The organism is Nonomuraea sp. NPDC050202, from assembly GCF_040656115.1.
Lineage (GTDB): Bacteria > Actinomycetota > Actinomycetes > Streptosporangiales > Streptosporangiaceae > Nonomuraea.
The window spans coordinates 807092-824204 of sequence record NZ_JBFALF010000001.1 but is presented as its reverse complement, the minus strand read 5'-3'; the positions used below and the strand labels follow the sequence as shown (position 1 = coordinate 824204).

General features: G+C 71.8%; 14 protein-coding genes. 8 read left to right on the top strand and 6 right to left on the bottom strand.

Annotated elements, in window-relative coordinates; genetic code table 11:
- Positions 1-73 precede the first annotated feature (73 nt).
- The 4 genes from AB0I79_RS04030 to AB0I79_RS04015 are packed head-to-tail and all read left to right on the top strand — an operon-like array spanning position 74 to position 2625.
- The gene (locus tag AB0I79_RS04030; RefSeq protein ID WP_357866524.1) at positions 74-694 is read left to right on the top strand and encodes a hypothetical protein; all 621 of its coding nucleotides are present in this window, start codon (positions 74-76) and stop codon (positions 692-694) included.
- Complete coding sequence (locus AB0I79_RS04025; RefSeq protein WP_357866521.1) at positions 691-1011, top strand: transcriptional regulator; 321 nt, start codon at positions 691-693, stop codon at positions 1009-1011. Before AB0I79_RS04030 ends, AB0I79_RS04025 begins: the two co-directional genes overlap by 4 nt.
- Complete coding sequence (locus AB0I79_RS04020) at positions 1011-1892, top strand: ABC transporter ATP-binding protein (RefSeq protein ID WP_357866518.1); 882 nt, start codon at positions 1011-1013, stop codon at positions 1890-1892. Before AB0I79_RS04025 ends, AB0I79_RS04020 begins: the two co-directional genes overlap by 1 nt.
- Entirely contained in the window at positions 1885-2625 is a 741-nt protein-coding gene (locus AB0I79_RS04015) for an ABC transporter permease (protein ID WP_357866515.1), read from the top strand. Before AB0I79_RS04020 ends, AB0I79_RS04015 begins: the two co-directional genes overlap by 8 nt.
- A 168-nt stretch (positions 2626-2793) precedes the next feature.
- Here the strand turns inward: AB0I79_RS04015 and AB0I79_RS04010 are convergent, their stop codons facing one another.
- The 6 genes from AB0I79_RS04010 to lon form a co-directional block, all read right to left on the bottom strand.
- On the bottom strand, positions 2794-4032 hold the full coding sequence (locus AB0I79_RS04010) for a trypsin-like peptidase domain-containing protein (protein WP_357866513.1): 1239 nt from the start codon (positions 4030-4032) through the stop codon (positions 2794-2796).
- 155 nt (positions 4033-4187) lie between these two features.
- Complete coding sequence (locus AB0I79_RS04005) at positions 4188-5723, bottom strand: AMP-binding protein (protein WP_357866511.1); 1536 nt, start codon at positions 5721-5723, stop codon at positions 4188-4190.
- 87 nt (positions 5724-5810) lie between these two features.
- The gene (locus tag AB0I79_RS04000; protein WP_357866509.1) at positions 5811-6644 is read right to left on the bottom strand and encodes a MetQ/NlpA family ABC transporter substrate-binding protein; all 834 of its coding nucleotides are present in this window, start codon (positions 6642-6644) and stop codon (positions 5811-5813) included.
- Between the two features lie 9 nt (positions 6645-6653).
- A complete protein-coding gene (locus AB0I79_RS03995) occupies positions 6654-7310 on the bottom strand; it encodes a methionine ABC transporter permease (RefSeq protein ID WP_357866507.1) in 657 nt (218 codons plus the stop codon).
- Complete coding sequence (locus AB0I79_RS03990) at positions 7307-8260, bottom strand: ATP-binding cassette domain-containing protein (protein ID WP_357866505.1); 954 nt, start codon at positions 8258-8260, stop codon at positions 7307-7309. The genes AB0I79_RS03995 and AB0I79_RS03990 overlap by 4 nt, the downstream gene beginning before the upstream one ends.
- A 412-nt stretch (positions 8261-8672) precedes the next feature.
- Positions 8673-11033, bottom strand: coding sequence for an endopeptidase La (gene lon, locus AB0I79_RS03985; protein WP_357866503.1), 2361 nt, complete (start codon positions 11031-11033; stop codon positions 8673-8675).
- A 176-nt stretch (positions 11034-11209) separates the two neighbouring features.
- On the opposite strand from lon, the gene AB0I79_RS03980 reads away from it, so the two are divergent.
- The 4 genes from AB0I79_RS03980 to AB0I79_RS03965 all read left to right on the top strand — a co-directional run bounded on the left by AB0I79_RS03980 (position 11210) and on the right by AB0I79_RS03965 (position 17083).
- Positions 11210-12706, top strand: a complete 1497-nt coding sequence (locus tag AB0I79_RS03980) for a histidine kinase (protein ID WP_357866501.1) — start codon at positions 11210-11212, stop codon at positions 12704-12706.
- Positions 12703-13359: a response regulator transcription factor gene (locus AB0I79_RS03975; protein ID WP_357866499.1), complete on the top strand. Its 657-nt coding sequence runs from the start codon at positions 12703-12705 to the stop codon at positions 13357-13359. Before AB0I79_RS03980 ends, AB0I79_RS03975 begins: the two co-directional genes overlap by 4 nt.
- Positions 13360-13526: 167 nt before the next feature.
- Positions 13527-14888, top strand: coding sequence for a phenylacetate--CoA ligase family protein (locus AB0I79_RS03970; RefSeq protein WP_357866497.1), 1362 nt, complete (start codon positions 13527-13529; stop codon positions 14886-14888).
- A 95-nt stretch (positions 14889-14983) separates the two neighbouring features.
- Positions 14984-17083: a peptidoglycan-binding domain-containing protein gene (locus AB0I79_RS03965; protein WP_357866495.1), complete on the top strand. Its 2100-nt coding sequence runs from the start codon at positions 14984-14986 to the stop codon at positions 17081-17083.
- Positions 17084-17113 lie beyond the last annotated feature (30 nt).

Here is a 17113-nt window from a genome sequence, read left to right as displayed (position 1 = left end):
CCTTCCGACGGCTTGAGTTGGCGGCGCAATCAGGTTTACGATTCAAACCACTTTGAAGGATCGAGGAGTTTGCATGACGGAAGACGAGCGCTCGCCGAGTCCCGAGGAGATGCTGCGCGTCATCGAGGAGCAGCGCGCGGCCACCACCAAGTGGCTCTCCGGCGATCCGCTGCTGATCTACATCCCCTGGGGCGTGGCCTGGCTGCTCGGCTTCACGGCGCTGTTCCTGCACTACGGCCTCGACGGCCGCCCGTACGCGCCGATCTCCCAGATGCAGGCCGTGGGCGTGCTGCTGGCGGGCCTGATCGTGGCGGGGGCCGTCGCCGCGCGCGGCTTCGTGTGGATGAACAGACGGGTCCGCGGCGACACGAACGCCAGAGGGGCGATGTTCGGCTACGCCTGGTTCGCCGGGTTCGCGCTCATGAACGTCATCTGCGCGAGAATGAGCCCTCAGCTACCGCCGGAGGAGAGCGGCCTGCTGTGGGGCGGCTGCTCGCTGATGCTGGTGGCGGTGCTGTACATGGCCGGCGGCGCGATCTTCCTGGCCTGGCCGATGTTCTTCCTCGGCGTCTGGATCGCCGCCGTCAACGGGCTGGGCGTGCTGCTGGGCGCCGGCTGGCACGCGCTGCTGTCGGCCGTGCTGCTGGGTGGCGGGTTCATCGCCGTGGGGGTGCTGGCGAGGCGCCGCTCGTGACCGCGGACAAGGCGCTGCCCGAGCTCGACCCCGTCATCCACGCCCAGGCCAGGCTGCGGGTGGTCGCCGCGCTCAACGTCCTCGCGGAGGGGGACGAGATGGCCTTCAACTCGCTGAAGGACCTGCTCGGCATGACGGCCGGGAATCTGTCGGTTCACCTGACCAAGCTGGAGGAGGCCGGATACGTGGCCATCACCAAGACCCATCGGGGCCGCACGCCGGTCACGTTCGTGCGGCTCACCAAGCGCGGGCGGCTGGCATTCGAGGACTACACCAAGGCCATCCGTACCCTGCTGGACAACGCTGGAGGCTCGTGATGACGGTTCTGGCCCGGGCGATCGAGGTCTCCCGCCGATACGGCGACGTGCTGGCGCTCGACCGCGTCTCGCTCGACATCAGGGCGGGCGAGCTGGTCGGCCTGCTCGGCCCCAACGGAGCGGGCAAGTCCACCCTGATCAATCTCTTCGTGGGGCTGCGCCGGCCGACGTCGGGCGTGGTCGAGCTGTTCGGCGGCTCGCCGGGGGATCCGGTCGCGCGCCGCGGCATCGGCGTGACCCCGCAGGAGACGGGGCTGCCGGAGACGTTACGGGTCGGGGAGATCGTCGACTTCGTGTCGGCGCACTTCCCCGACCGCGAGGACAGAGGCGAGCTGCTGGCCCGATTCGGGCTAGGCGACCTGGTCAGGCGGCAGGTCGGCGGGCTGTCCGGCGGGCAGCGGCGGCGGCTGGCGGTGGCGCTGGCGTTCGCGGGCAAGCCGCGGCTGGTCTTCCTGGACGAGCCGACGACCGGGCTCGACGTGAAGGCGCGGCGCACGCTCTGGGAGGGCATCAGGTCCTTCCACGAGGACGGCGGCACCGTGCTGCTGACCAGCCACTACCTGGAGGAGATCGAGGCGCTGGCCGATCGGGTGGTGGTGGTCGGCTCCGGCAGGGTGCTGGCCGACGACACCGTGCGCGCCGTGCGCGACATCGTGGGCGTGCGGCGCGTCTCGCTCGTCGCGGCGGACCTGCCCGAGCTGCCGGGCGTGCTCGGCGCCGAGCGCGTGGACGGGCGGGTCAACCTGATGACCACCGACCCCGACCGGCTGGTCGTTGAGCTCGTACGCAGCGGCACGCCGTTCTCGGGCCTGGAGATCAGGCCGACCACCCTCGAGGAGGCCTTCCTCACCCTCACCACGAAGGAGTCGGCCCATGCCTGAGCTGGTCGCCGCACACACGAGACTCTTCCTGCTGGAGCAGCTCAGGGTGCCCGTCGGGCTGCTGGCGAGCTCGCTGTTCCCGGCCATCTCGATGGTGGCGTTCGTGGTGCCGTTCGCGGGCGACGATCCGAAGGCCGCGACCATGGCGACGGGGTCGATGATGTTCTTCGGCGCGATGGCGGGGGCGCTCATCAACCTGAGCATCACCGTGGCCCAGGACCGCGAGCTGCCGTGGAACCCGTACCTGCGCACGCTACCCGCCGGCCCGCTCCCCCGCTTCACCGGACGGATCCTGGCGACGCTGGCCGGCACGCTGGTCTCGATCGTGCCGGTGCTGCTGGTCGCGGCGTTCCTCACCGAGGCGACCACCACGCCGCTGCGGCTGCTGCTGGGGCTGGGCGCGCTGGTCGTGGGGGTGGTGCCGTTCATGCTGATGGGCCTGTTCATCGGGTCCGTGATGGCGGCCAAGGGGGCGATCGCCGCGTCGCAGGTGCTGTTCTTCCCGATGGCGATCGTGGGCGGGCTGCTGCTGCCGCCGGCGATGCTGCCCGACTTCGTGGAGGTCATCTCCCCGTACGTGCCGACCCGGGGCGTGGCCGAGCTGCTGTGGACGGTCACGGCTGGCACCACGCCGAACGCGGTGGCGCTGATCTCGCTGGCCGGGTGGACCGTGGTGACGGCGATCGCGGCGGCCTGGGCCTACCGGCGCGACGAGGGCCGGCGCTTCTCCTGAGGGGACGGGCCCGCTTCCCCGCGGAAGCCGGGCCCGGAACGGAGCCTGAAGCCGGGCCCTGAAGCCGGGCCCTGAAGCCGGGCCCTGAAGCCGGGCCCGAAACCGGGGGGGTGTGCCGCCGAGTCCGCAGCGATCTCAACGGCACACCCGTCCATGAGGGGGTCCTTGTTACTTATTCTCCGAGAGTGTGACGTTGACCTCGTGGGTCGCGCCATCCCTCATATATGTGATCTTGACCTCTTGGCCCGGTTTGAAACCTCTGACCTGCCCGACAACCGTATCGCCTCCGTCAACCGCCTTGTCGCCGATCTTCGTGATCAGGTCGCCCTCTTTCAGCCCGGCCTGCTCCGCGGGGCTTCCGGCGGTGATCTGCCTGATCAGGGCGCCGGGCACGTCGCCGGTCGCGTCGGTGACGCTCACGCCGAGGAAGGCGTGGGTGACCTTGCCGGTGCTGATGAGCTGGTCGGCCACCTGCTTGGCGGTGTTGACCGGGATGGCGAAGCCGACGCCGCCGCCGGCGGCCTGGGAGGCGATGGCGGTGTTGATGCCGACGAGCTGGCCCGCGGCGTTCACCAGCGCGCCGCCGGAGTTGCCCGGGTTGATCGAGGCGTCGGTCTGGATGGCGCCGCCGATCGTGGTGGGCGCGCTCTGCTGCTGCTGCTCGCCCCAGCCCGGCGGGACCTGCGGCTGGTCGTCGCCGAGGTTGAGGGTGCGGTCCAGGGCGCTGATGATGCCGGCGGTGACGGACCCGTCGAGGCCGAGCGGGCTGCCGATGGCGAGCACCGGGTCGCCGACCCTGAGCTGGTCGCTGTCGCCGAGCGTGGCTTTGGTCAGCCCCGAGACGCCTTCGGCGCGGATGACGCCGAGGTCGGTGGCGGGGTCGGTGCCGACGACGCTGGCCTTGGCCGTCTTGCCGTCGCTGAACTTGACGGTCATCTGGCCGCCCTGCCCGGCGCCGACGACCACGTGGTTGTTGGTGAGGATGAGCCCGTCCTCCGACAGCACGACGCCGGAGCCCTCACCGGTTCGACCCTGGATCATCACGACGGAGGGCTGCACCTTGGCGGCGACGTCGGCCACGGTGAGCTGGTCGGAGGCGGATTTGAAGACGGGGCTGGGCGAGCTGGGGCTGCTGCCGGCGATCGGTTCAGGCTGGAACGAGGTGGCGGCGACGGCTCCCACGACACCGCCGCCGACCGCCATGGCGGCCAGGGCGAGGCCCGCGATGGCCTTCTGCGCGGCGGTGAGACGGTGCTTGCCGGACGGCGGAGGGGGCGGCGGGGGCGCGGGCGCGGGCACCTCCATGGCGATCGTGTCCCGCCGGGGAAAGCCCCCGGCGGCCGGCGGGGTGGCGCCGAACTGGCTCCACCCGCCGGCGCCCTGCTCGCGAGGCTCGTTCGCGTTCATCTTCCATCTCCCTCGGATCCCGATGATTCAAGGGTGTCAAGAAGCGCGTAAGCCCTGGTTAAGCCGAAAATCCAGCAGGGCGCTCCAGCCTGACGGAGCCCTTATCGATCGAGGTCGGGCCGGGGGATGCGGGGCCAGAAAGATGTCCGGGATTTTTACTTGCTCGCGCGCCAGTACTCGTCGCGCAGCAGCCGCTTGTAGAGCTTGCCTGTCGGGTGTCTCGGGAGCTCCTCGCGGAAGTCCACCGACTTCGGGCACTTGTAGTGTGCCAGATGTTCCCGGCAGTAGGCGATCAGCTCCGCCTCCAGCGCCGGCCCCGCCTCGGCCATGGACACCGGCTCGACCACGGCCTTGACCTGCTCGCCCATCTCCTCGTCCGGCACCCCGAACACCGCCACGTCGGCCACCTTCGGATGCACCGAGAGCACGTTCTCGGCCTCCTGCGGGTAGATGTTCACGCCGCCGGAGATGATCATGTACGAGCGGCGGTCGGTGAGGTACAGGAAGCCGTCCTCGTCCAGGTAGCCGATGTCCCCCAGCGTGGTCCAGCCGCGCCCGAGCGGGTCCTGGGAGGAGCGGGTCTTGCCGGGGTCGCCGTGGTACTCGAAGCGGCCGCCGTTCTCGAAGTAGATCGTGCCGTGCTCGCCGGGCGGCAGGTCGTTGCCGTCCTCGTCGCAGACGTGCACGACGCCGAGCAGGGAGCGGCCGACCGTGCCCTTGTGCCGGAGCCAGTCCTCGGGGCCGACGTAGAGGAAGCCGTTGCCCTCGGTGCCCGCGTAGTACTCGTGGATGATCGGGCCCCACCAGTCGATCATCTGTTCCTTGACGGGGACAGGGCAGGGGGCGGCGGCGTGGATGGCGTACCGAAGTGAGGAAATATCGTATTTTGCCCGGGTCGCTTCCGGCAGCTTGAGCATCTTGATGAACATCGTCGGCACGAGCTGCGAGTGCGTCACCCCGTACCGCTCCACCAGCGCCAGATACTGCTCGGGGTCGAAGCGCTCCATCACCACCACCGTGGCCCCGAGCCGCTGGAACGTCAGGCTGTAGCGCAGCGGCGCGGCGTGGTACAGCGGGGCGGGCGAGAGGTAGACGCTGTCGGGCGTGGGCGCGAACAGGCCCTGGATCAGCCTGAACAGCATGCCGGGCTCGTCGAGCGGGCCGTGCGTGGCGGCCAGCTTGACGCCCTTGGGGCGGCCGGTGGTGCCCGAGGAGTAGAGCATGTCCGCGCCCGTGCACTCGTCCTCGACCGGGGTGGCCGGCTGCTTGGCCACCGCCTCCTCGTACGGCTCGAAGCCCTCGGCCACGCCGTCCAGCATGAGGCGCAGCTCGACGCCGGGGGTGGCGCCGGTGATCGAGGTGGCGACGGCGGCCAGGTCCGCGCTGGAGATGAAGACCCGCGCCCCGCAGTTGTCGACGATGTAGGCGAGCTCGTCGGTCTGCAGCCGCGAGCTGACGGGGGTGTAGTACAGGCCCGAGCGGTGCGCGGCCCAGGCGATGGCCAGGAAGCGGGGGTGGTTGGCGAGCATGAACGCGATGTGGTCACCCGGCCGCAGCCCCGCCGCGCGGAACAGGTGGGCCAGGCGGTTCGACTCTTCGTCCAGTTCGCGGAAGGTGATGATCTGCCCGGAGCCCGCCATGATCACAGCGGGCTTGTCGGGGGTGACTGCTGCGATGGCTCCCGGATGCATGACCAGAACAGTATTCGGTTGATCGCCCGCCGCGCCAGGACCCGGGCGGTGGAGCCGCGGCCTCGCGCCGAGGCCGCGGCTCTGGCGTCACTCGGCGGCGATGACCGAGCCCTCGTACTTCTGCTTGATGAAGTCCTTGACCTTCTGGTCCTGCAGGAGCTTGCCGAGGGTGACGATGTTCGCGTCCTTCTCGTGGCCGGCCTGCACGACCAGGCCGTTCACGTACGGGTTGCCCTCGGTCTTCTCCAGCACCAGCGCCTGCGTGGCGGGCTTGAGACCGGCCTCGATGGCGTAGTTGCCGTTGATCACCGCGGCGTCCACGTCCTCCAGCGAGCGCGGGAGCTGCGCGGCTTCGAGCGGCTTGAACTGCAGGTTCTTCGGGTTGCCCGTCACGTCGCGCTCGGTGGCGGCGGTGCCGACGCCGTCCTTGAGCGTGACGAGGCCGTTGTCGGCGAGCAGCTTGAGCGCGCGGCCGAGGTTGGTGGCGTCGTTCGGCAGGGCCACGGTGGCGCCGCTGGCCAGGGCGGACACGTCGGTGATCTTCTTGGAGTAGAGGCCGAGCGGCTCCAGGTGCACCGGCGTGGCGAAGCTCAGCTTGGTGCCCTTGGTGGCGTTGAAGTCGTCGAGGTACGGCTTGTGCTGGAAGAAGTTGGCCGTGAGCTGGCCCTCGTCGAGCTGCACGTTCGGCTGCACGTAGTCGGTGAACTCCACGACCTCCAGCTTGATGCCGGCGGCCGGGGCCAGGTTGTCCTTGACGAAGTTCAGGATCTCGGCGTGCGGCACGGGGCTGGCGCCGACCTTCAGCACGGCGTCGGCACCCTGGGCAGCCGCGGTGTCGGTCCCGGTCGCGGACTGCGACGTGCCGCATGCGGCGAGCGACAGGGCCAGTGCGACGGCACCCACAAGGCGGTGAATTTTCATGATTTTTCCTTACTTATGCGATAGGCGCCGAGCGACCCAGTCGCCCAGGCTCTGCAGGAGTTGCACGATCACGAGCAGCAGCACGACCGTCACGATCATGAGAAGCGTCTCGAACCGCTGGTAGCCGTAGCGGACCGCCAGGTCGCCCAGCCCGCCGCCACCGAGCGTGCCGGCCATCGCGGAGTAGCCGATCAGCGCGACGACGGTCACGGTGAGGCCCGCCACCAGGCCGGGCAGCGCCTCGGGCAGCAGGACCTTGCGCACGATCGCGGTCCTGCTCGCGCCCATGGCCTGGGCGGCCTGCACGACGTCCGTGCCGACCTCCCGCAGCGCGGTCTCGACCAGCCGGGCGAAGAACGGCACCGCGCCGACGGTCAGCGGCACCACGAACGCGGCGGTCCCGATGGTCGTGCCGACGACGAGCCGGGTGAACGGGATGATCGCGATCATCAGCACGATGAACGGCAGCGACCGCCCGATGTTGACCACGAACCCGAGCCCCGACTTGAACGCGGGCAGCGGCCGCAGCCCGTCCCGGTCGAACACCACGAGCGCCACGCCGAGCGGCAGCCCGAGCAGCACGGTGAACAGCGTGGCCCAGCCCACCATCAGCGCGGTCTCCACCGTCGCCGGCCACAGCAGCGGGAGCATCTCTTCCCAGGTCACGGCGCCTCCTCCACGATCAGGCCGGAATCACGCAGGTACGCCAGCGCGGCGGGGGCCTCGGCACCGTCCAGCGCCACCCGCAGGCGGCCGACGGATCCCGCGGCCAGGTCCTCGATGGAGCCGCCCAGGATGCTCAGGTCCACGTCGAACTTGCGCACCACCTCCGACACCACGGGCTGGCGCGGGTCGCCGGTGAACGTCAGCGTCACCGAGCCGGACGGCGCGGGCTCGGGCAGCGGGAAGATCTCCCTGGTCAGGCGCGATCCGGGTGTCCTGATCAGGTCGGCGATGGAGCCGGACTCCTCGATGCGGCCCTGCGCCATGATGGCGACCGAGTCGCAGACGCTCTTGACCACGTTCATCTCGTGGGTGATGAGCAGGATCGTCAGGCCCAGCTCCGCGTTCAGCCGCTTGAGCAGGGCCAGGATCGACTGCGTGGTGGCCGGGTCGAGCGCCGAGGTGGCCTCGTCCGACAGCAGCACCGAGGGGTTGCCCGCCAGCGCCCTGGCGATGCCGACGCGCTGCTTCTGCCCGCCGGAGAGCTGGTGGGGGCGGTGCTTGCCGCGGCCCTCCAGGCCGACCAGCTCCAGCAGCTCGCCGACGCGGCGCTCACGCTCGGCCCTGGGCACGCCCATGACCTCCAGGGGGAAGGCCACGTTCCCGGCGACCGTGCGCGAGGAGAGCAGGGCGAAGTGCTGGTGGATCATGCCGATGCGCTGCCTGGCGCGGTTCAGGTCGCGGTCGCCGAGCGCGGTCAGATCCTGGCCGGCGACGGTGACGGTGCCCGCGGTGGGGCGCTCCAGCAGGTTGACGCAGCGCAGCAGCGTGCTCTTGCCGGCGCCGCTCTGGCCGAGCACGCCGTGGATCTCGCCTTCGCGCACGTGCAGGTCCACGCCGTCCAACGCGACGGTCGTGCCGTACTGCTTGCGCAGGCCTGAAGCCTGGATCACTGGGAATCCCCATGACTGAGGGCGGCCGGGGCCGCGGGAACGTACATCACCGGTGGAGAAGGGGCTCCGGCCCTCAGCGGGTGCCGGGGTGGAAAGGCAGGTGGCTCAGCCTGCGCAGCACGAAACCAGGTGCGATCATGACGGCCTTCGAGGAGAACGGGCGGACGGGTTGCTCTTAACGGGCCGGCATTCGCCCCATACGCATGCGGCGACACGCGGCCCCCATCGTGGGGATGCCGCGACCGGTCGCGTATGCCTCGTTCACGCCGTTGCTAACGACGAGGCCATATCCCGCTATTCCTGATCTGTTTCGTGATCTGCGTCACTCGCTGTGAGCGGCTCCCCCGGGACATGCGACCGCCCCGCCGCGCCCGGGAAGGTTGGGCGCGGCGGGGCGGTGGTCCTCAGCGGGTCAGGCCGCCACGGAGGAGGCGACCTTCGCCGGGGTGAGCGCGATGTCCAGGACCTCGCGCACGTCGCTGACGGTGTGGATGGTCAGCTCGCCCCTGACCTCCTCGGGCACGTCGTCCAGGTCCGGCTCGTTGCGGGCCGGGATGAGGACGGTCGTGATGCCCGCCCGGTGTGCCGCCAGCAGCTTCTGCTTGACGCCGCCGATCGGCAGCACCCGCCCGGTCAGCGAGATCTCGCCGGTCATGGCCACGTCGCCGCGGACCTGCCGCCCGGACAGGAGCGAGGCCAGCGCCGTCGTCAGCGTCACGCCCGCCGAGGGGCCGTCCTTCGGCACCGCGCCGGCCGGGAAGTGCACGTGCACCGAGCGGTCCTTCAGCGCGGTGACCGGCAGCTCCAGCTCCGCGCCGTGCGAGCGCAGGTAGGACAGCGCGATCCGCGCCGACTCCTTCATCACGTCGCCGAGCTGGCCGGTGAGCGTCAGGCCCGTCTCGCCGGTCTCCGGGTCGGCCAGGGACGCCTCGACGTACAGGACGTCGCCGCCGGCTCCGGTGACCGCCAGGCCGGTGGCCACGCCGGGCACCGAGGTGCGCTGCTTGGCCTCGGGCAGCGACGACTCCGGCACGAACCTCGGCCGCCCGATGTAGTCGACCAGGTCGTCCTCGCCCACGGTGACGGGCAGCTCGTCCTTGGCCGCCACCTTGCGCAGGATCCTGGCGACCGAGCGCTCCAGCGAGCGCACGCCGGCCTCGCGGGTGTACTCGGCGGCCAGCCTGCGCAGCGCCGCGTCCTCGACCGTGACCTCCTCGGGGGTCAGCCCGGCCAGCTCCAGCTGCCGGGGCAGCAGGTGGTCGCGGGCGATCGCGACCTTCTCGTCCTCGGTGTAGCCGTCGAGGGTGACGACCTCCATGCGGTCGAGCAGCGGCCCGGGGATGGCCTCCAGGACGTTGGCCGTGGCCAGGAACAGCACGTCGGACAGGTCGAGCTCGACCTCGAGGTAGTGGTCGCGGAACGTGTGGTTCTGCGCCGGGTCGAGCACCTCCAGCAGGGCGGCCGTGGGGTCGCCGCGGTAGTCGGCGCCGACCTTGTCGACCTCGTCGAGCAGGACGACCGGGTTCATGGAGCCGGCCTCGCGGATGGCGCGGACGACGCGGCCGGGCAGCGCGCCGACGTAGGTGCGCCGGTGACCGCGGATCTCGGCCTCGTCGCGGACGCCGCCGAGCGCGACGCGGACGAACTTGCGGCCCATCGCGCGGGCCACGGACTCGCCCAGCGAGGTCTTGCCGACTCCGGGAGGGCCGGCCAGGGCCAGCACGGCGCCGCTGCGGCGGCCGCCCACCACGCCGAGGCCCTTGTCCTGGCGGCGCTTGCGCACGGCCAGGTGCTCGATGATGCGGTCCTTGACGTCGTCGAGGCCCGTGTGGTCGGCGTCGAGCACGGCCCTGGCGCCGATGATGTCGTAGTTGTCCTCGGTGCGCTCGTTCCACGGGATGTCGAGGACGGTGTCGAGCCAGGTGCGGATCCAGCCGGTCTCGGGGGACTGGTCGGGTGTCCGCTCCAGCTTGTCGACCTCCTTGAGCGCGGCCTCGCGCACCTTCTCCGGCAGGTCTGCGGCCTCCACCCGGGCGCGGTAGTCCTCCTCCTCGCTCTCGGTGGAGTCGCCGTTGAGCTCCTTGAGCTCCTTGCGGACGGCGGCGAGCTGCTGGCGCAGGAGGAACTCGCGCTGCTGCTTCTCCATGCCCTCCTGGACGTCCTTGCGGATCGTCTCGGCGACGTCGAGCTCGGCGAGGTGCTCGCGGGACCACTCGATCAGCCTGGCCAGCCGCTCGGCCGGGTCGGCCGCCTCCAGCAGCTCGACCTTCTGCGCCGTGCTCAGCCACGGGGTGTAGCCGGAGCTGTCGGCCAGCACGGAGGGGTCGTCGATCTGGTTGACCTGGTCGACCACCTGCCAGGCGCCGCGCTTCTGCAGGATGGTGGTGGCCAGCGCCTTGTACTCCTTGGCCAGCTCCTGGGCGCGCTCGCCGGCGGCGACGGTGTCGATCGTCTCGGCCTCGACCCACAGTGCGGCGCCGGGGCCGGTCGTGCCGGTGCCCACGCGAACCCGGTTCACGCCGCGCACGACGGCGGCGGGCTCGCCGCCCGGCAGCCTCCCGACCTGCTCGACGACGGCCTGCACGCCGATCGCGCCATACCGGCCGTCGATCCGGGGAACGAGGAGGACCCGTGGCTTGTTGCCACCGGATGCACGGGCCGCGTCTATGGCAGCGCGCACCTCGGAGTCGGACAGGTCCAGCGGAACCACCATGCCCGGCAGGACGACCTCGTCGTCCAGCGGCAGGACCGGGAGGATCAAGCTCTCACTCATGCGAACTCCAAAGGGTTGAGTTATACCGGCTCAACTCATCGGAGCCTTGCGCTGTTCCCTTCCTTGCCGATGTTCGCTCACGGCGATCGTAATGTTGTAAGCGATACCTGAGGGTGACGGGAACGTCAGACCCCGGGGTGACGACCGGCGCCGCGCACGCTCGTAACCTTGACCAGGTGATCCTCGTCCAGCGCGCCCGCTCGCTCGGCCGGTCGATCGCCCGCCGCCGCCCGTGGAGGCGGTCGCGGGCCGGCGCCGACGAGGCCGGTGGCTTGCCCGGTGACAGCGGTGGCGAGCAGGCCCGCCCGCTCAGGCGGGCCGGGCGGGCGGCCGCCGGGCCGTTCGCGCTGGCGCTGTTCCAGGGCGACGCCGATCCCCCGTCCGGCGCGCGCCGCCTGCGGCTGATGGTGCCCCGATGGCTCGAGGCGCTGGTGCCCTACCGGTCATGGGACCTCGTCCAGGTGGCCGACCTGCTGCTGGCCCTCGTCCTGTACGGCATCACGATCAGCACCACCCTGGAGTGGAACCAGGCCGCCGCCCGGGCCCACATCGCCAACCCGGCCATCCACGGGCCCGTCCCGTTGATCTTCCCGTACCTGGCCGCGATCGGCGTCGCGCTGCCCGTCGCCCTGCGCGACCGGTGGCCGCTGGCGGCGTGGCGGGTCGCCGCCGTACTGGCGCCCGTGATCATCTGGATGACCATCACGGTCGGCCAGGGCGAACCGCCCTACATCATCACAGCGATCATCATGTACCTGCTGGTCCTCTACTCGGTCGCGGTCAGGTGCGACCGGCAGATCACCGGGGGCGTCTGGGCCACGACGGTGCTGGGCCTGTGGATCGTCCACCCCGACTCGATGTTCCTGGCCACGATCATCGCCTCGGTGGCGGTGCTGTTCGGCTACAACGTCCGGGTGCGGCGCACCGCCACGGCCCGCCTGGTGGAGGAGGAGCGGCGCACGCGGCAGGCGGAGGGCGCGCAGGCCGTGCTGGAGGAGCGCGCCCGCATCGCCCGCGAGCTGCACGACGTGGTGGCGCACCACATGTCGGTGATCGCCATCCAGGCGGAGGCGGTGCCGCTCAAGGCGGCCGGCGACGTGGCGCAACTGGAGGCGGGCCTGGCCGAGATCCGGGGGCTGTCGCTGGAGGCCATCGCGGAGCTGCGCCAGGTGCTCGGCGTGCTGCGCGACCCCCAGGGCCGCACCGACACCGCGCCGCAGCCGGGGCTCGACCGGATCGACGAGCTGGTCTCCAACGCGCGCGCCGCCGGGCTGGCCGTGCTGGTCAAGCGGTCCGGCGCGCTCGACGGGCTGCCGCAGGCCCTGGAGCTGTCGGCGTACCGGATCGTGCAGGAGTCGCTGTCCAACGTGATGCGGCACGCGCCGGGCGTCACCGTCGCGGTGGAGATCGCGCGCCGGGGCGACGAGCTGCGGCTGCGCATCGCCAACGACGCGGGCGCCGAGCCCGGCCCGGCGGGCGGGCCGACGGGTGGACCGGCGGGCGGGCCGGAGGGTGGATCGGCGGGCGGGCCGGCGCGCGGGGCCGGGCAGGGGCTGGTGGGGATGCGGGAGCGGGCGGCGCTGCTGGGTGGCACTCTCGACGCGGGCCCCGTCGCCGGTGGAGGTTTCGAGGTGCTCGCGACGTTACCGATCGCGGAGAGGGAGAGCATGTGATCAGGGTTCTGATCGCCGACGACCAGGGCATGGTGCGCACCGGTTTCACGGTGTTCCTGAGCGGCCAGCCGGACATCGAGGTCGTGGGCGAGGCGGCCGACGGGCGGGAGGCGGTGGAGCGGGCCGCCGAGCTGGGCCCCGACGTGGTGCTCATGGACGTGCGCATGCCGGTCATGAACGGCCTGGAGGCCACCAGGGAGCTCATGGCGCGGCAGAGCACTGCGAAGGTGCTCATCCTGACGACGTTCGACCTCGACGACTACGTCTACGAGGCGTTGCGGGCCGGGGCCAGCGGGTTCCTGCTCAAGGACGCCTCGGCCGCGCAGCTCGCCGAGGCCGTGCGCGTGGTGGCGGCCGGGGAGGCGCTCATCGCCCCGGCGATCACCAAGCGGCTGATCACCGAGTTCGCCCGGATGGGCGCGCCGCGGCCGGTGACGGGGCGGCGCCTCGATGAGCTGACCGAGCGGGAGACGGAGGTGCTCAGCCTGGTCGCGCAGGCGCTGTCCAATCAGGAGATCGCCGGGAAGCTGTTCGTGGCCGAGCAGACGGTCAAGACGCATGTGGGGCGGGTGCTGATGAAGCTCGGTCTGCGCGATCGGGCACAGGCGATCGTGTACGCCTACGAGACCGGGCTGGTGCGCCCGGGCGAGTGACCAGGCGAGTGACCGGGCGAGTGACCGGGCGAGTGACCTTGCGAGTGACCTTGCGAGTGACCGGGTGCCGCCCGGGTGCGCGCGTGCGGGCGCACCGCGCTCCGCCCTGGGGCGCGCGTGCGGTCGCACGCGTTCCCCTTCCCCGGCCCGCGTCGTACAGTCGGCGGATGGACCCGGTTGAGCTCTTCCATCAGGTGGCGGCCACCGTTCCCGCCTACGACAGGTTCCTCGCCGAGCACGGCGTCGATCCCGCGAAGGTGACGACCCGGGCGGACTTCGCGCGGCTCCCCATGACGACCAAGGACAACTACACTCTCCGCCACCCCCTGCCCGACCTGTGCAGGAACGGCGTGATCGGCGACCTGATCGCCGTCTCCTCCGGCTCCACGGGCGTGCCGTCGTTCTGGCCGCGCTCGGCGGCGGACGAGCGGGTGATCGCCGACCGGTTCGAGGAGGTGTTCGGGGGCTCCTTCGCCGCCCGCGAGCGCCGTACGCTGGCCGTGGTCTGCTTCGCCCTGGGCACCTGGGTGGGCGGCCTGTTCACCGTCGCCTGCTGCCGCCACCTGGCCGGGCGCGGCTACCCGATCACCGTGGTCGCCCCCGGCACCGACCGGCGGGAGATCGTGCGGGTGATCCCCGAGCTGGCGCCGCACTTCGACCAGGTCGTGCTGCTGGGCTACCCGCCGTTCCTGAAGAACGTCATCGACACCGAGGACCTGCCCTGGGCCCGCTGGAACATCAAGCTGGTGACGGCGGGCGAGGTGTTCAGCGAGGAGTGGCGGGCGCTGGTCGCCGAGCGGGCCGGGATCGCCGACCCCGTACGCGGCGTCGCCTCCCTGTACGGCACCGCCGACGCGGGCGTCCTGGGCAACGAGACCCCCTTGTCGGTGGAGATCCGCCGCTTCCTGTCGGGCCGGCCCGGCCAGGCCAGGGAGCTGTTCGGCGAGTCGCGGCTGCCGACGCTCGTGCAGTACGACCCCGGCGTGCGCTTCTTCGAGGAGCACGAGGGCACCCTGCTGTTCTCCGGCGACAACGGCGTCCCGCTCGTCCGCTACCACATCGCCGACGAGGGCGGCGTCATCCCGTACCGGGAGCTGCTGGACTTCGTGCGGCGGCACGGCTTCGAGCCGCGGGCGGACGGGCCCGAGCGCCCGTTCGTGTACGTCTTCGGCCGCAGCCACTTCACCGTTTCCTACTACGGCGCGAACGTCTACCCGGAGAACATCGCGATCGGCCTGGAGCAGCCCGGGGTGAGCGCGTGGGTGACGGGGAAGTTCGTGCTGGAGGCGGTCGAGGACGAGCGGCACGACCGGCACCTGACCGTGACGGTGGAGCTGATGCCCGGGGAGAAGCCCTCCGACGAGATCGCCCATGCGGTCAGCGAGTCGATCCTGGCCCAGCTGCTGCGGCTGAACAGCGAGTTCGCGGCGTACGTGCCGGTGCCGCAGCAGACGCCGTTCATCAGGCTGCGGGAGTCGGGCGACCCGGAGTACTTCCCGCCGGGCGCCAAGCACCGTTACACCCGGTAAGCCCGGAGTTTTCCCTAGCGCGGTCCCTGGGGCGGGTGCGGGCGGCGGGGCCTACCGTCGAGGGGTCGGTGCTTCGACGGGGCAGGTGACGGTTCATGCTGGATGATCTCGCTCGGCTGTTCGCCTGGCTGGCGGCGGCGCTCGTGCGGCCCGCGTCCGGCCTGTACGGCGAGTTCGACCTGCGGCCCGGTGACCGGGACCCGGCGCCCGGGCTGCCCGCCCGCTACGGCGGCGCGGACCGGCCGGAGCTGACCGGCACGACGCACGTGCGCGACCTGCACCGGGACCTGCGCGAGCTGGGCTTCCTGCTCGCACCGCCGGACGCGGCGGCGTTCACGACGGCCACGTGGCGGGCGGTCATGGAGTTCCAGCGGTACGCGTCGCTGCCCGACTCGGCCACCGAACGCGAGCCACGCTCGGCGACCCTGCTGGACGCGGTGGCCGCCGACACTCACCTGCTGCACGTCAGCGCCGCCTCCGCGTTCCCGGCGGCCGGGCCGTTCCGGGTGCTCGTGGAGGAGGAGGTCGTGGAGGTCACCGCCGTCTCGACGGTCCGGCTCACCACGGCGGGCGGCGCGCGGGGCCCGGGCGCCGCGCTCAGGGTGACGCGCGGCATGGAGGGCACGGCCGCGGCGCTCAGGGTGACGCGCGGCATGGAGGGCACGGCCGCCGCCGCCCACGCGCGGGGCGCCGGGGTGGAGCTGGTCCGCTGGTCGGACCGGCTCGTCGCGGTGCACGCCCCCTTCTACGAGCGGTACGCCGACCCGATCACCGGAGTGGTCAACGCCTGGACCAGATTCGTGCTGCGCCGCTGGAAGGAGAGGCGGCGGCGCTGCCCGGTCGTGGTGGAGGCGTGGGAGCTGCGGGACGGCAGGCCGGACCGCCTGCACACGCTCCCCGCCTCCGGCCACCGGGCCGGGAACGTGTGGGGCGCCCGCGAGATCACCTCCACCGGGCCACGCCTGTACGTCCGCGACCTGACGCGCACCTGGGAGCGCCCGTCCCGCCCGCCGGTGGTCCCCACCCATCCCGAGCTGGACGTGACCGGCGACTACCGGGTGCTCGGCGACTATGCGGGCCCCCGGGCGTGGCCGGAGTTCGAGCACACCTGGCGGCCGGAGGGCGAGATGTTGCCCGAGCACCTGCTGCCCGCGCGGGAGCCGGGCGGCTCCGGGCCCACGCTGCGGCAGCTCGTCGAGGCCGGCGACCGGGCCGTGCTCGGCACGTACAAGGTGGTGCGCGCGGTGAGCGAGGTCGAGGCCATCGGCTACTTCGACTGCCTGAACGCCTACGACCGGGCGTTCGTCTCGCTGGGCCCGTGCCACTGGACGGCCGGCCTGGCGTCCGGCCCCTCCCCCGGGAGCGCCGTGGACGAGGGCGAGTTGTGGGGCTTCGTCGCGTATCTGAAGGCAACGAACCGGTACGCGTTCGCCCAGGCGTTCGGCCGGTTCGGCGTGGACGTCGCCACGGAGTGGGGCAGGAACGGCGCGGAGCTGTTCAACCCGAGCCAGCGCAAGTACACCGGCCGCCCCACCGTGCCTCGCGAGGGCGGCGGGGCGCACGAGCTCGGCCGGGTGGAGGAGTTCGACCTGTTCCGCGACTGGCACTGGTTCTACCGCGTCCAGATGGCCGGCCGTACCGTGGACGGCTTCCGCCGCGCGATGTGGGACATGGCGCGGCTGCGGATCCGCGACGTCGGCGAGACGCCCTGGGACGGCCCGGCGGGGCCGCCCACCTGGACGGTTCCCGGCCCGCAAGGCCCGCGCCCGGCCAGGATCAAGGACGTGATCACCTCCGAGCGGGGCATGGCGATCGTCCACCGCTGGCACATCAGGGCCCCGGCGAACATGGTCTCGGCCGGCCCCGCGACCGAGCCGCCCGAGGCCAGGCGGATCGGCCGCGCGGGCCCCGTGCTGCGCGCGGCCTGCGAGGCGGCGGCCAAGGAGCACCCGAGCCTGTTCGCCGGCCCGCCCGGCACCTGGGGCGACGCCGCCGAGCTGGCGCTCGTCGCGCACCTGCGGGCGCAGGGCGGGGCGTCGGTCGAGTACGTGCACGAATGGCCGCGCCAGGCGTCCCGGAACCGCGGCTTCACGCTGCCGTACGAGCTGCTGCCGGATCACGGCGACGGGCGGCGCCTCGACCCGGCCCGCGACTCGTTCCTGCTCGACGCCGGAGGGCTCCCACCGGAGCCCTGAGCCCTGTGACGGTTCCCCCGCCCCGGTGTC

Bases quoted from the DNA above. Each gene is read 5' to 3' on its own strand.
- AB0I79_RS04015 (WP_357866515.1), top strand. From the start codon at position 1,885: ATGCCTGAGCTGGTCGCCGCACACACGAGACTCTTCCTGCTGGAGCAG.
- AB0I79_RS04000 (WP_357866509.1), bottom strand. From the start codon at position 6,644: ATGAAAATTCACCGCCTTGTGGGTGCCGTCGCACTGGCCCTGTCGCTC.
- lon (WP_357866503.1), bottom strand. From the start codon at position 11,033: ATGAGTGAGAGCTTGATCCTCCCGGTCCTGCCGCTGGACGACGAGGTC.
- AB0I79_RS04030 (WP_357866524.1), top strand. From the start codon at position 74: ATGACGGAAGACGAGCGCTCGCCGAGTCCCGAGGAGATGCTGCGCGTC.
- AB0I79_RS03970 (WP_357866497.1), top strand. From the start codon at position 13,527: ATGGACCCGGTTGAGCTCTTCCATCAGGTGGCGGCCACCGTTCCCGCC.
- AB0I79_RS03965 (WP_357866495.1), top strand. From the start codon at position 14,984: ATGCTGGATGATCTCGCTCGGCTGTTCGCCTGGCTGGCGGCGGCGCTC.
- AB0I79_RS04005 (WP_357866511.1), bottom strand. From the start codon at position 5,723: ATGCATCCGGGAGCCATCGCAGCAGTCACCCCCGACAAGCCCGCTGTG.
- AB0I79_RS04020 (WP_357866518.1), top strand. From the start codon at position 1,011: ATGACGGTTCTGGCCCGGGCGATCGAGGTCTCCCGCCGATACGGCGAC.
- AB0I79_RS04010 (WP_357866513.1), bottom strand. From the start codon at position 4,032: ATGAACGCGAACGAGCCTCGCGAGCAGGGCGCCGGCGGGTGGAGCCAG.